Annotated in this window: 14 protein-coding genes; 7 read left to right on the top strand and 7 right to left on the bottom strand. The window is 72.2% G+C overall.

Going from position 1 to position 12,935, the window contains the following annotated elements; translation table 11 throughout:
- Nucleotides 1-3 precede the first annotated feature (3 nt).
- Nucleotides 4-1,059: an Rv2578c family radical SAM protein gene (locus ACWDY5_RS08045; RefSeq protein WP_449721535.1), complete on the top strand. Its 1,056-nt coding sequence runs from the start codon at nucleotides 4-6 to the stop codon at nucleotides 1,057-1,059.
- Nucleotides 1,060-1,074: 15 nt separating this feature from the next.
- On the opposite strand, the gene ACWDY5_RS08040 is transcribed toward ACWDY5_RS08045, so the two are convergent.
- The gene (locus tag ACWDY5_RS08040; protein WP_449721534.1) at nucleotides 1,075-1,590 is read right to left on the bottom strand and encodes a PaaI family thioesterase; all 516 of its coding nucleotides are present in this window, start codon (nucleotides 1,588-1,590) and stop codon (nucleotides 1,075-1,077) included.
- 144 nt (nucleotides 1,591-1,734) lie between these two features.
- Between ACWDY5_RS08040 and ACWDY5_RS08035 the strand changes: the two genes are divergently transcribed.
- Nucleotides 1,735-2,220: a winged helix-turn-helix transcriptional regulator gene (locus ACWDY5_RS08035; RefSeq protein ID WP_449721533.1), complete on the top strand. Its 486-nt coding sequence runs from the start codon at nucleotides 1,735-1,737 to the stop codon at nucleotides 2,218-2,220.
- Between the two features lie 144 nt (nucleotides 2,221-2,364).
- On the opposite strand, the gene ACWDY5_RS08030 is transcribed toward ACWDY5_RS08035, so the two are convergent.
- From ACWDY5_RS08030 to ACWDY5_RS08005, 6 genes are all read right to left on the bottom strand, one after another.
- Nucleotides 2,365-2,913, bottom strand: coding sequence for a GNAT family N-acetyltransferase (locus tag ACWDY5_RS08030; protein ID WP_449721532.1), 549 nt, complete (start codon nucleotides 2,911-2,913; stop codon nucleotides 2,365-2,367).
- A 43-nt stretch (nucleotides 2,914-2,956) separates the two neighbouring features.
- Entirely contained in the window at nucleotides 2,957-3,538 is a 582-nt protein-coding gene (locus tag ACWDY5_RS08025; protein WP_449721531.1) for a DUF4865 family protein, read from the bottom strand.
- A 41-nt stretch (nucleotides 3,539-3,579) separates the two neighbouring features.
- Entirely contained in the window at nucleotides 3,580-4,806 is a 1,227-nt protein-coding gene (locus tag ACWDY5_RS08020) for a hypothetical protein (RefSeq protein ID WP_449721530.1), read from the bottom strand.
- The gene (locus tag ACWDY5_RS08015; RefSeq protein WP_449721529.1) at nucleotides 4,799-5,884 is read right to left on the bottom strand and encodes a hypothetical protein; all 1,086 of its coding nucleotides are present in this window, start codon (nucleotides 5,882-5,884) and stop codon (nucleotides 4,799-4,801) included. Before ACWDY5_RS08015 ends, ACWDY5_RS08020 begins: the two co-directional genes overlap by 8 nt.
- Entirely contained in the window at nucleotides 5,881-6,411 is a 531-nt protein-coding gene (locus ACWDY5_RS08010; protein ID WP_449721528.1) for a hypothetical protein, read from the bottom strand. Before ACWDY5_RS08010 ends, ACWDY5_RS08015 begins: the two co-directional genes overlap by 4 nt.
- 63 nt (nucleotides 6,412-6,474) lie before the next feature.
- Entirely contained in the window at nucleotides 6,475-6,912 is a 438-nt protein-coding gene (locus tag ACWDY5_RS08005; RefSeq protein ID WP_449721527.1) for a nuclear transport factor 2 family protein, read from the bottom strand.
- Between the two features lie 190 nt (nucleotides 6,913-7,102).
- Between ACWDY5_RS08005 and ACWDY5_RS08000 the strand changes: the two genes are divergently transcribed.
- The 5 genes from ACWDY5_RS08000 to ACWDY5_RS07980 are packed head-to-tail and all read left to right on the top strand — an operon-like array spanning nucleotide 7,103 to nucleotide 12,929.
- Nucleotides 7,103-7,711 carry a TetR/AcrR family transcriptional regulator gene (locus tag ACWDY5_RS08000; protein WP_449721526.1) on the top strand — a complete coding sequence of 203 codons (609 nt, stop codon included), beginning with the start codon at nucleotides 7,103-7,105 and terminating at the stop codon, nucleotides 7,709-7,711.
- Nucleotides 7,711-8,499, top strand: coding sequence for a TIGR03084 family metal-binding protein (locus ACWDY5_RS07995; protein ID WP_449721525.1), 789 nt, complete (start codon nucleotides 7,711-7,713; stop codon nucleotides 8,497-8,499). The genes ACWDY5_RS08000 and ACWDY5_RS07995 overlap by 1 nt, the downstream gene beginning before the upstream one ends.
- Entirely contained in the window at nucleotides 8,492-10,180 is a 1,689-nt protein-coding gene (locus ACWDY5_RS07990; protein WP_449721524.1) for an acyclic terpene utilization AtuA family protein, read from the top strand. Before ACWDY5_RS07995 ends, ACWDY5_RS07990 begins: the two co-directional genes overlap by 8 nt.
- Entirely contained in the window at nucleotides 10,177-11,334 is a 1,158-nt protein-coding gene (locus ACWDY5_RS07985; RefSeq protein ID WP_449721523.1) for an acyl-CoA dehydrogenase family protein, read from the top strand. Before ACWDY5_RS07990 ends, ACWDY5_RS07985 begins: the two co-directional genes overlap by 4 nt.
- Complete coding sequence (locus tag ACWDY5_RS07980) at nucleotides 11,331-12,929, top strand: acyl-CoA carboxylase subunit beta (protein WP_449721522.1); 1,599 nt, start codon at nucleotides 11,331-11,333, stop codon at nucleotides 12,927-12,929. Before ACWDY5_RS07985 ends, ACWDY5_RS07980 begins: the two co-directional genes overlap by 4 nt.
- The last annotated feature ends 6 nt before the right edge of the window (nucleotides 12,930-12,935 follow it).

Raw genomic sequence — 12,935 nt, 5'->3', positions numbered from 1 at the left:
CGCATGCGATGGGAAGCGCAACGGGTCGACGCCGAGCAGCCTGCGCTGCTGTCCCTGTCCGGGTTCATCCGCTCGGTGCGCACCCCCGAGTTCGCCGGGGTCACCTTCCACGAGGTCCGCGCCAAGTCGGTGCTCAACCGGGTGCCTGCCGCCTCGTCGATGCCCTTCGCCTGGACGGTCAACCCGTACCGGGGCTGCGCGCACGCCTGCACCTACTGCTTCGCCCGCAACTCGCACACCTACCTCGACCTGGACGCCGGCCGCGACTTCGACAGCCAGGTGATCGTCAAGGTCAACGCGGCCGAGGTGCTGGCCAAGCAGGTTCGCGGGCCGCGGTGGCGGCGGGAGCACGTGGCGATGGGCACCAACACCGATCCGTACCAGCGGGCCGAGGGCCGCTACGAGCTGATGCCGGGCATCATCCGGGCGCTGGCCGACTCCGGCACGCCGCTGTCCATCCTGACCAAGGGCACCGTGCTCGCCCGCGACATCCCGCTGCTCACCGCGGCCGCCAAACAGGTGCCGGTCGGGCTCGGCGTGTCCCTGGCCCTGCTGGACCGTGACCTGCAACGCAGCCTGGAACCCGGCACGCCCAGTCCGCAGGCTCGCCTCGACCTGGTGCGCAGGCTCGCTGACGCGGGACTGTCCTGCGGGGTGTTCATCGCCCCGGTGCTGCCCTGGCTCACCGACGCCACCGAGCACCTGGACGAACTGCTGCGCCAGATCGCCGCCGCGGGCGCCAGCGGTGTCACGGTGCTCGCGCTGCACCTGCGGCCCGGCACCCGCGAGTGGTTCATGCGATGGCTGGCCAGCGAACATCCCGGCCGGGTCGCGGGCTATCGGCGGATCTACGGTCGCGGCAGCTACGCCGACAAGCGCTACCGGGCCTGGCTCGCCGCACGCGTCGGCCCACTGCTGCGCCGCCACGGCCTGGACGGTCCCCGCGGCCGCGCGGTCACCGGGGTGCCGGGCGACGAGGAAGCGGTGTGGCCGGAAGGCAGCCTGCCCGAGGGCGCGCCCGCCGCCCCGGTCAACCAGGAACAGCTCACCCTGTTGTAGCCCAGGGGTGGTGGCTCAGGGGGTCATGACCAGGCAGCTGCTGGTGGCGGTCGCGACCAGCTTGCCCGCCGCGTCGGTGACACTGGCCTCCGCGAACGCGATCCGCCGCCCCGGCTTGGTCACCCAGCCTCGCGCCACCAGCTCACCGCTGTCGGCGTGCACGGGCCGCAGGTAGCTGACCTTGATCTCCACCGAGGTGTAGCCCACCCCGGCGGGCAGCGTGCTGTGCACCGCGCACCCGGCCGCGGAGTCCAGCAGGGTGCAGACCAGTCCGCCGTGCACCAGCCCGATCGGGTTGTAGGCGGACTCGTCCGGCGTGCAGGCGAAGGTCACCTCGCCCTCACGCACCGACACCGCCCGGAACCCCATCAGCCCGGAGATCGGCGGCGGCGCCAGCTCACCGTTGACCATCCCGGTCAGGTACTCCAGCCCGGACAGGCTGGCGCCCACCTTGGCCAGGGCAAACGGGTCGTACCAGGTGACCGTCTTGGTCCGGGGCTCGCCCCAGGACGCGGGCGCCAGTTCGCTCATGCGCCAGACCGTAACATCAGAGTTCGCAATCCGAACACAGCTCGTGCGAGAATCCCCGTCGTGACCGTCCCCACTCCCGGCCCGGTATCCGGTGCCAGCGCCGCTCCCGGTGCCGGCGCTGTCCCGCGAACCTGCTCGGTCGCGATGTCCCTTGAGGTCCTCGGCGAACGCTGGTCGCTCCTGGTCCTGCGCGAGGTCTTCCTGGGCAACCGGCGCTTCGAGACCATCCGGCAGCACACCGGCGCGCCGCGAGCGATCCTCACCGCCCGTCTGAACACCTTGGTGGACAACGGAATCCTGTCCCGCCACGAATACCGCGACCCGGGCGCGCGGGCTCGCCACGAGTACCGCCTGACCTCCGCGGGTCGTGAGCTCCAGCCCGTCCTGACCGCGCTGATGCAGTGGGGCGACAAGCACCTGGTCGCCCCGGCGTCGCCGCCGCTGCGGATCCGGCATCGCGACTGCGGCGGCACGGTGCGCGCCGTCCTGACCTGCGAACACGGCCATCGGCTGCCCGACACCGGCTCGGGCCTGGAGCCCGTGCCCGGGGCACTGTCCGAGGCTCTGCCCGAGGCCGAGGCCGAGGCCGAGGCCGGGGGCGCGGAAGCCTGGGGGCGGGGCCAGGGCTGAGGAGGCTGGGGCAGGGGCGGCTGGGGCCGTGGGTCACCTTGCCCCGCCCCCGCCCACTGCTCTCTCTGCGGTAACGAGTCGATCAGAGTGCAAGGTTCCGGGTTCGGGTCGCTCGAACTGGTGAACCTGGAGGCGGGTTTGGGGTTAGCTTGGGGGGCGGTTCAGTTGCCAGACCACGTCTACGCCGATCTTGCCGGGGCTCAGGGGTTCGCGGGGTGGCTCGTGGCGGGCCACTTCGGTGAAGCCGAGGCGTTTGGGGACGGCGGCGCTGCGGGTGTTGGCCAGGTCGTGCCAGATTTGCACGAAAGTGATGTCCGGCAAGGTGAACGCGGTGCGGGTGAGGGCGGCGGCGGTCTCGGTGGCGTAGCCGTTGCCGGTGTGGGCCGGGTGTAGCCAGTAGCCGATCTCCAGGCCGCCGGGGCCGATTCGGCGTTCCAGGCCGGTGGCGCCGATGAGGTTGCCGGACAGGGTGATTCCGTAGCTGTACGCGGTGCCGGTCCGCCATCCCTCTTGCACGAAGGTGAGCCAGTTGGCCGCGGTCTCCCGGGTGTATTCCGTTCCCGCCCAAGGCATCCACGGGCGCAGGTGGGGCAGCGCGTCGGCGGCCACGGTCTGCACTTCGTCCACATCGGACAGGTGGGGGCGGCGCAGTACCAGGCGGTCCGTGGTGATCTGCTCGGGTGGGGCGGTCATGGGTGGCATCCTGCCAACTCCGGGCCGGGTGTGCGCGGAAGTTTCACCAGTGGCGGCCGGTGGGCAGCTGGTCCAGCTCGGGGCGGGACAGGCGCAGGACCTGGAAGTGGACGCCTGCCCCGGCCGGTGGTTCGGCGCACCACAGCGTGTAGCGGAGCAGCTCCCAGGTTCGGGGGTCGATGGCCAGGGCGGTGCAGTGCACGCCGGGGGTGGTGGCGTGGGCGGTCAGGTCGGCGACGGCGGAGGCGACCGCGGTGCCGGGTTCGGCGGTGCAGAGGGAGGTGAGCTCGGTGGTGGCGGAGACCGGTGAGCCGGTGCGGGCGGGGCCGTGTTCGAAGGCCAGGCCCAGCCAGTGCTGGACGACGGGGCGGCCGAAGTCCTCGCAGATGCCCTGGAAACCCTTGCCCCACAGGAAGTCGTTCATCCCGGCCGGGGTTCGCCACAGGTAGAACGGCGCGTACTGGTTGACCGGGGAGCCGGCCACGCCGCGTTCCCGGATCAGGTAGGACTTCAGGCCCAGGCCTGGGAACTCCTCCAGCGCGTGTCCCCGGGTGGCCACCCGCTCGCGGATGACGTCCATGTCGTAGTCGGCGGGCAGGGTGATCGCGTACCGCATCGCGTGCATGGGTCCGTACTGTACATACTACTAGGTACAGAGTGGGAGGGTCAGCGCAGTTCCGGCCAGAGCTCGAGCCAGGGGAGGAGCTGTTCGCGCAGGTCGGGGGAGGTGAGGTGGCGGCGCTGGCGGGTGGCGGCGGTGATCAGGTCTCTGGTCAGCAGCTGGGCGGGCAGGTCGGGGCCGCGGACGCCGGGGTCGGCCCAGCGGGTCTGGGCGGGGGAGAGGGGGGCGGCGGCCAGGGCGAGGCGGACGATGTCGTCGGCGGTGGGCAGGGCGCCGGCGGGGGCGGACCGGGAGTCGTCAGCCGGGGGCGGGGTGCCACCGGCGGCGGGCGGGGTGTTGCCGGGCACGGGCGGAGTGCTGGCGGCAGTGGGCACGGTGCTGTCGGGCGGAGGCGGGGTGCTGTTGGCAGTGGGCACGGTGCTGTCGGGCAGAGGCGGGGCGCTGTTGGTGGCGCGTGGGGTGGCGCTGGCGGGTGGGGACAACGTCTCGCGCAGGTCCTCCAGCCAGTTCAGGGTCACGGCGAGGACCGGGGCGGGGCGGCTCAGTGACTCGCGCAGGAACCACAGGAGCAGGGGGGCCTGGGCTGGGTCGAACGGTGTGTCCAGGTCGGCCAGGTGGGTGAACACGCCGTGCCACCAGGTGCTCTGGTCAGGGCCGGTGGGTTCGTGCTCGGTCAGCCAGGCCGCGCGCTCGGGCAGGGGCAGGGCCGGGACCGGGGCGAGGGCCTGGCCGAGGGCCTCCCAGCGGGCGCGGTCCAGGTGGGGCAGGGCGGGGGCGGAGCCGATCCGGTAGAGGTCGCCGAAGGCCAGGTCGGGGCGGTCGGGGTCCGGGTCGGGGTGGTGGTTGACCACGAGCACGGTGGCGCCGGAGCTGGGCTGGCGGTACTCGCGGTAGTCCTCGTCGTGGTAGGGCACCTCGACCAGGGGGATGTCGCGTTCGGTCAGTGCGGCGTGGAGGTCGGCGAAGCTGGTGCGAGGGCGGAACTCGCCGTAGCGGGCGCGCAGCATCTCGTTCGGGGTGCACCAGTCGTGCGGGAGCCGGTGCAGCTGCAGCGAGAAGTGGTGGCCGCGCCAGTGGTGGGCGAGGGAACGGCGCTGCCAGAAGATCTCGGCCAGGCCGTAGTCGCGCCACCAGTTGTGCGCGTCCACGTTCAGGCCGTCGTGGCCTTCGCCGCCGAGCAGGGCGTCGACCTGGGCCGGGCCCCAGTGCCGGTCGATGCCCAGCAGCGTGCCGGTGGCCAGGGCCTCGACGTAACAGTCCAGATCAGTCACTGCGCATTTCTAACAAGCCCGCCGCGCGGCCGAACTCCGGCCATACCCGCAGCCACTCGCCGAGCTCCGCGATGACCGCGGTCTCGCGCAGGAACGGGCGCAGCCGGGCCGCGGTCTCCACCAGCTGCCGGGACCGCAGCAGGGGGCGGACCTCCTCGCCGGGCAGGCCGGGCACGCCCCAGCGCTGTTCGGCCTCGCCCCGGTGCAGCGGCAGGCCGGTGAGCAGGGTGGTGGTCAGCTCGTCGGCGCCGGGCAGCAGCGGGGGCAGCTCCTCGGCGGTGTAGAGGTCCAGGCGGGCGGCGGTCTCGGCGACGCGGCGGGCCAGCTCGGCGGCATCCAGGGCGCCGCGGCGCAGGGCCGCTTCGGCGAACCACAGGTAGAGCGGCACCCAGACCGCTTCGGCGCTTTCCCGCCAGCCGAGCTTGATCGCGAACACGGTCAGCCGGTCGCGCCACCAGTCCGCGTCGGCCGCGTGCTTGTCCAGCCAGCGTTCGCGGGCGGCGGGGGTGGCCTCGGCCAGCTGGTTGAGGGACTGGCGGAGCGCGTCGAAGCGGGGACGGGGCAGGTTGTGCAGCAGGCCGGGGGCGGAGATGCCGTTGATCGAGCCGATCTCCTCCGACGGGGAGGTGAGGAACTCCTCCTGGGCGACGATCTCGACCACCACTGCCTGGCTGTCCGGCTGCCAGTAGGAGCGGTGCGCCGGCAGCTCCTGGGGCAGCTCGACCAGGGGGATGTCCCGGCGGTCGAGCTCGGCGCGGAGTTCGGCGAAGGACGGGTTCGGCTCGAACGCGCCGTAGTTCTCACTCAGCAGGGCGGGCGTGTCGGCCCAGCCGATGGTCAGCCGGTGCACCTGGGCGCTCAGGTGCACGCCGTGCCACGGGGCGCGGTGGGACTCGCGCTCCCAGAAGTACTCCAGCAGGCCGTAGTCCAGGTTCAGCGCCTCGGTGGAGACCGCTTCGACGTACTCGCGGTTGTCCGCGTCGAACAGCTCGTCCAGCTCGGCCGGGGTCCAGTGCCGGTCGGCGCCGAGCACCGCGCCGGTGGCGACCAGGTCGGCGTAGAAGTCGATATCGCTCATGCCGCGGCCGGGGGCCGGAAGTCGACGGTGGCGATCCGCTCGTCCTTGTAGTCGTCCAGCTCTTCGGCCAGCCAATGCTCCTCCGGCCGGACCTGGTGGAAGCGGAAAGTTCCCGAAGCGCGGCTGACCGACACGATCGAGCGAACCGGCACCGGCTCGGGCAGCTTCCCGGCCAGCTCGCACACCGCGAAGCCGAGCAGGATGCCCTGGCGCAGCATCAGCCGCTGGTCGCCCTCGTCCACGTCCAGCTCACTGCCGTCGTCGGGGACCCCGGTGGAGACCGGCAGGTGGTAGCTCAGGTGCAGCTTGTTGGCCAGGCACTCCCGGCCGGTGAGGTCGGGGCTGGCCGGGATGCCCGAGCCGGCCAGCGCGGCGAAGACCAGCGCGCCGGAGAGCCGGGCCAGGCCGGGTTCGATGACCGCCGTGTGCAGCGAGGCGTGCAGCGGCTCCGTCGGCAGCGCCGTGGTGCGCAGGCCGGGACCGCGCAGCGCGGCCACCGCGTTCTGGTTGAGCGCAACGGTGATCACCCGTGCAGTGTGCGCCACGACGGGCCCGCGCGGCAGGCCGGACCCGTCGTAGCGTGCGCATTGTTACTGCTGGCCCCAGCCGCCCTGCACCATGGTCTGGAACAGCCAGCGCCCGCCTACGCGCACCAGCAGGTCGCCGTAACGCACGGTCTGGCTGTGCCCCTCCACGGTGAAGGTGGAGTCGGTGGTCACGAACACCAGCTCCCGGCTGACGAAGTGCGGGGTGCGCACCGACTTCATCTCGATGTCGTGGCCGCCGCCGAGGATCTCGGTCCAGCGCTGGACGAAGAACTCCCGGCTCCACGAACCGGCCGAGGCGTTGCCCTCGGCGTCGGTGCTGATCACGTTGAGGGGGAACAGCGCCATGTCGGCCATCCGCTGGATCTCGCCCGCGCCCGCGGCGGCGTCATAGGCGGCGTACCAGGCGAGCACGCTATCGACGTCCTCGCTGGTCGGGGTGAAGCCGGCGCCATCGGTGGGCAGAACGGGGGTGTGGGTCAACGTGTGCTCCTTCTTCTCGCGCTGAGCTGCGGGCGCGCGGCCACGCCAGCAGTTCGTATGGCGTACGGTACAGCGTACGATTCGCCGGTGCAAGCCGGTTGGCGGCCGAAGTGATGTGACGTGGGTCGCTGCGCGCGCAACTAACAAGCAGGCTTGACTGTTTGTTAGTTCGGCGGAAGACTCTGCCGGCATGGGCGCGCCGACCAGGCAGAGGCAGGCTGACCGCAGCCGTGAGACGCGGCGCAAGCTGATGGTGGCCACCGTGGACGCGCTGGTCGAACGCGGCTGGGCCGGGACCACCACCACCCTGGTCGCCCAGCGCGCCGGGGTGTCCAGGGGCGCGCAGCTGCACCACTTCCGGACCCGCGGCGAGCTGGTCGCGGCCGCGGTGGAGTACGTGGGCGCGATGGGGGTGCAGCAGCTGCGCGCGCAGGCCGCGAGCGCGCCTGCCGAGGGCGGGCACACCGCCGCGGTGGTCGAGCTGCTCGCCGACTTCTACGCCAGCCCGCTGTTCACCGCGGCGCTGGAGCTCTGGGTCGCCGCCCGCACCGACCCGGAACTGCACGAGCTGGTGCTGCCGTTGCAGGCGCGGCTGGGGCGGGAGACGCACCGGCTGGCCCTGGAGCTGCTCCGCGCCGACGAGTCCAGGCCCAGGGTGCGGGAGGCGGTGCAGGCCACGCTCGACCTGATCCGCGGCCTGGCGCTGGCGAACCTGCTCACCGACGACGGCAAGCGCCGCAAGCGGATCGTGCGGCAGTGGGCGGCCATGCTGGATGACGCGCTGCGAGGGGAACAGTGATGAGCACGCTGACCGGACTGCTGGCCGATCTTGACGCCGAAGGCGGTGACCTGGACCGCCACGTCGCCGGACTCGACCTGGCCGGGCTGGCCACGCCCACCCCCGCCGAGGGCTGGACCATCGCGCACCAGCTCGCGCACCTGGCCTGGACCGACCGGCAGGCCATCCTGGCCGCCACCGATCCGGCCGGGTTCGCCGAGTCGCTGACAACCGCCAACCCACTGTCCTTTGTGGAGGAAGGCGCGGCCGAGGGGGCCGGCGAGGCGCCGGAGTCGCTGCTCGGGCGCTGGCGGGCCGGGCGGGCCGCGCTGCGTGCGGCGCTGGCCGCGGTGCCGCCCGAGGTGAAGATCCCGTGGTTCGGGCCGCCGATGAAGGCCACCTCGATGGCCACCGCGCGGATCATGGAGACCTGGGCGCACGGACAGGACGTGGCCGACGCCCTCGGTATCCGGCGCGAGCCCACCGACCGGCTGCGGCACATCGCGCACCTGGGCGTGCGGACCATGGGCTTCGCCTTCGCGGTGCGCCAGGAACCGTTGCCGGACAAGCCGGTCCGGGTCGAGCTGACCGGCCCCTCCGGTGACCGCTGGGAGTGGGGGCCGGAGGAGGCCGAGGACCGGGTCAGCGGGTCCGCGCTGGAGTTCTGCCTGCTCGTCGTGCGCAGGCGCAACCCGGCCGATCTGAAGCTGAGCGTCACCGGTGCGGTGGCGGCCAAGTGGATGAGCATCGCGCAGGCCTTCGCCGGGCCGCCCGGAGCCGACCGCGAGCCGGGGCGGTTCGATGACTGACGGGGTGCTGCGGATCGGCAACGCCTCCGGCTTCTACGGCGACCGGTTCAGCGCGGTTCGCGAACAACTATATGACGGCGAACTGCATATCCTCACCGGCGACTACCTCGCCGAACTGACCATGCTCATCCTAGGCAGGGACCGGCTCAAAGACCCGTCGCTGGGCTACGCGCGCACCTTCCTGCGCCAGCTGGAGGACTGCCTCGGCCTCGCCGTGGAACGCGGGGTCAAGATCGTCACCAACGCGGGCGGGCTCAACCCGGCCGGGCTGGCCGCGGCGCTGCGGGCGCTGGCCGGAAAGCTGGGCCTGGACGTCCGGGTCGCGCACGTCGAAGGCGACGACCTGCGGGAGCGGGCCGCCGAGCTCGGCTTCGGCGAGCCGCTGACCGCGAATGCCTACCTCGGCGCCTGGGGCATCGCGGAGTGCCTGCGCGCCGGGGCCGACGTGGTGGTCACCGGACGGGTCACCGACGCCTCCCTGGTGGTCGGACCCGCCGCCGCGCACTTCGGCTGGTCGCGCACCGACTGGGATGCACTGGCCGGGGCCACCGTGGCCGGGCACGTGCTGGAGTGCGGCACCCAGGCCACCGGCGGCAACTTCGCCTTCTTCGCCGACCTCGCCGACCTCCGCAAGCCGGGGTTCCCGATCGCCGAGCTCGCCGCCGACGGCAGCTCGGTGATCACCAAGCACGAGGGCGCCGGCGGCGCGGTCACCGTGGACACCGTCACCGCGCAGCTGCTCTACGAGATCGCCGAACCGGCCTACCTCGGGCCCGATGTCACCACCCGCTTCGACACCATCCAGCTGGAGCAGACCGGGATCGACCGGGTGCGGATCCACGGCGTGACCGGCGCACCGCCGCCGGAAACGCTCAAGGTGTGCCTGAACCGGCTCGGCGGGTTCCGCAACGCCACCACGTTCGTCCTTTGTGGACTGGACGTGCAGCGCAAGGCCGACCTGGTGCGCGCGCAGCTGGAGCAGGCGATCGGCGGGCAGGGGCTGACCTGGACGCTGGCCCGCACCGACCGGGCCGACGCGGACACCGAGGAGACCGCCAGCGCGCTGCTGCACGCCACCATCAAGGACACCGACCCCAAGCGGGTCAAGGCGTTCTCCCGCTCGGCGATCGAGCTGGCCCTGGCCTCCTACCCGGGTTTCCACGTGACCGCGCCACCCAGCGACGGCACCCCGTTCGGCGTGTACTCGGCCGCCTACGTGGACCGGAGCGAGGTCACGCAGGTCGCGGTGCTGCCGGACGGGAGCAGGGTCGAGATCGAGGAACCGGTGGGACAGCAGCTCCCCGCGTCCTGGACCGACAGCGGACCCGCGCCGTTCGGGCGGCACGAGCCGACCCGGCGTGGACCGCTCGGCCGGATCGCCGGGGCCCGTTCCGGGGACAAGGGCGGTGACGCCAACCTCGGCGTGTGGGTGCGCTCGGAACCGGCCTACCGCTGGCTGTTCCACCACCTCACCGTCGAGCGGCTCAAGGAACTGCTGCCGGAGTGCGCGGAGCTGACCGTCGAGCGGCACGCGCTGCCGAACCTGCGCGCGGTGAACTTCGTCATCCGCGGCCTGCTCGGCGACGGGGTGGCCTCGGCCACCCGGTTCGACCCGCAGGCCAAGGCGCTCGGCGAATGGCTGCGGGCCCGGGTTGTCGATGTGCCGGAGGTGTTGTGGTGAACGAAGTTTCCGACCCGTTCGGCACGCCGGAGCGGCGGGCGCTGCGGGAGACCGTGCGCCGGTTCATCCAGCGCGAGGCCGTGCCGCACCTGGCCGACTGGGAACGCGCCGGGGAGGTGCCGCGCTCGCTGCACCGGGCCGCGGCCGCGATCGGTCTGCTGGGCATCGGGTTTCCCGAGGAGGTCGGCGGCAGCGGCGGTGACCTGCTGGACATGGTGGTGGTCAACGAGGAGGTGCTGGCCGCCGGTGGCTCCTCCGGGTTGCTGGCCGCGCTGTTCACCCACGGCATCGCGCTGCCGCACATCGTGGCCGCCGGTGGCGCGGACCTCATCGACCGGTTCGTGCGGCCGGCGCTGGCCGGGGAGAAGATCGGCTCGCTGGCGGTCACCGAGCCCGACGGGGGTTCGGACGTGGCCGCGCTGCGCACCACCGCGGTGCGGGAGGGCGATCATTTTGTCGTCAACGGCGCGAAGACCTACATCACCTCCGGGGCGCGCGCGGACTTCGTCACCACCGCGGTGCGCACCGGTGAACCCGGCTACGGCGGGGTGAGCCTGCTCGTGGTGGAGAAGGACACGCCCGGGTTCACCGTGAGCCGCAGGCTGGAGAAGCTGGGCTGGCACTGCTCCGACACCGCCGAACTGTCCTTTGCCGACGCACGGGTGCCGGTGGGCAACCTGGTGGGCGGGGAGAACGCCGGGTTCGCCGAGCTGATGCGGCAGTTCCAGACCGAGCGGATCACCTTGGCCGTGCAGGCCTACGCCACCGCCCAGCGCTGCCTGGATCTGAGTGTCCAGTGGGTGAAGGCGCGGGAGACCTTCGGGCGGCCACTGGTCAGCCGCCAGGTGGTGCGGCACCAGCTGGTGGAGATGACCCAGCGGATCGAGCTGGCCCGCACCTACACCCGCTCGGTGGCCGCCCGCGCCGCCGCCGGTCAGGAGGTGGTGGCCGAGGTGTGCCTGGCCAAGAACGCGGCGGTGGCCGCGTGTTCGTTCGTGGCCGACGCCGCGGTGCAGCTGCACGGCGGGTTCGGGTACATGCGGGAGGCCGAGGTGGAACGGCACTACCGGGACGCGCGGATCCTGGGCATCGGCGGCGGGGCCAGCGAGGTGCTCGCCGACCTCGCGGCCAGGCGATTGGGGTACACGGCATGACCGTCTTGAAGTCCACAGTGGACACCGCGGCGCCGGAGCACGTGGCGAACCGGGAGGCCATGCTGGCCAAGCTCGCCGAGCTGGACGCCGAACACGCCAAGGCACTGGCCGGTGGCGGCGCGAAGTACGTCGACCGGCACCACAAACGCGGCAAACTGCTGCCACGCGAACGCATCGAGCTGCTCCTCGACGAGGACTCGGCGTTCCTGGAACTGTCCCCACTGGCCGCCTGGGGCACCGACTACACCGTCGGGGCCAGCCTGGTCACCGGGATCGGCGTGGTCAACGGGGTGGAATGCCTGATCACCGCGAACGACCCGACCGTGCGCGGCGGCGCCAGCAACCCGTGGACGCTGAAGAAGTCCTTCCGGGCCATGGACATCGCGGTGGCCAACCGGCTGCCGGTGCTCAGCCTGGTCGAGTCCGGCGGCGCGGACCTGCCCAGCCAGAGCGAGATCTTCATCCCCGGCGGCCGGATGTTCCGCGACCTCACCAGGGCCTCGGCCGCCGGACTGCCCACGGTCACCCTGGTCTTCGGCAACTCCACCGCGGGCGGCGCCTACATCCCCGGCATGTCCGACCACGTGGTGATGGTCAAGCAGCAGGCCAAGGTCTTCCTCGGCGGGCCGCCGCTGGTGAAGATGGCCACCGGCGAGGAGTCCGACGACGAGGAGCTGGGCGGCGCGGAGATGCACGCCGCGGTCTCCGGCCTGGCCGACCACCTGGCCGAGGACGAGCGGGACGCGCTGCGCATCGGCCGGGACATCGTGGCCCGGCTCAACTGGCGCAAGCTCGGACCGGGTCCGAGCCGGGCCAGCGTCGAACCCCGCTACGACGCCGAGGACCTGCTCGGCATCGCGCCCAGCGACCTGCGGCTGCCCTTCGACCCGCGCGAGGTGATTGCCCGGCTGGTCGACGGCTCGGAGTTCGACGAGTTCAAACCCCGCTACGGCACCAGCCTGGTCACCGGCTGGGCCAGCCTGCACGGCTACCCGGTGGGCATCCTGGCCAACGCGCGCGGCGTGCTCTTCAGCGCGGAGGCGCAGAAGGCCACCCAGTTCATCCAGCTGGCCAACACCGCCGACGTGCCGCTGATCTTCCTGCAGAACACCACCGGCTACATGGTCGGCAAGGAGTACGAGCAGGCCGGGATCATCAAGCACGGCGCGATGATGATCAACGCGGTGTCCAACAGCACCGTGCCGCACCTGACCGTGGTGCTGGGCGCCTCCTACGGCGCGGGCAACTACGGCATGTGCGGGCGAGCCTACGACCCCCGGTTCCTGTTCACCTGGCCCAACGCCAAGTCCGCGGTGATGGGACCGGCCCAGCTGGCCGGAGTGCTCTCCATCGTGGCCAGGCAGGCCGCGGCCGCCAAGGGCGCGCCCTATGACGACGAGGCCGACAAGAACCTGCGCGCCATGGTGGAAGGGCAGATCGAGGCGCAGTCGCTGGCGCCGTTCCTGTCCGGGCGGCTCTACGACGACGGCGTGATCGACCCGCGCGAGACCAGAACGGTGCTCGGCATCTGCCTCTCGACCATCCACAGTGGACAAGTCAGCGGCACCAGGAACTTCGGCGTCTTCCGGATGTGAGGTCCC

This window comes from Crossiella sp. NPDC003009, assembly GCF_053591555.1.
This window is presented reverse-complemented; position numbering and strand designations above follow the sequence as displayed.